The organism is Stenotrophomonas sp. S39, from assembly GCF_016624665.1.
Classification (GTDB): domain Bacteria; phylum Pseudomonadota; class Gammaproteobacteria; order Xanthomonadales; family Xanthomonadaceae; genus Stenotrophomonas.
In genome coordinates this window covers 1-234 of sequence record NZ_JACVTT010000222.1, presented here as the reverse complement: position 1 = coordinate 234, position 234 = coordinate 1, and the positions used below count along the sequence as shown (strand labels likewise).

The 234-nt window shown below is 58.1% G+C and carries 1 protein-coding gene; it reads right to left on the bottom strand.

The genetic code is table 11. The features are described from left to right. Nucleotides 1–7: 7 nt before the first annotated feature. Nucleotides 8–234: hypothetical protein (locus IAE41_RS22600; RefSeq protein ID WP_234458980.1), on the bottom strand; the 227-nt coding region annotated here is incomplete at its 5' end.

Sequence of the window (234 nt, the reverse complement as noted above, 5' to 3'; positions counted from 1 at the left end):
ACATCTGTCAGATATCGAATGAATTCATCCACGCATGGCGTGGATCTACTGCCACAGGCGGTTGGTAGGTGTCGACCTTGGTCGGCACATCTGTCGGATATCGAATGAATTCATCGGTGCCGACCAACGGTCGGCACCCACCAAAGCAGAACGCTGTTCCAACAGGCCGCAGAAAACTGTCGGAGGCGGGGTGGGTCCGGTTGAGGGGGTGTGAGCGGCATGGATGCCGCGACC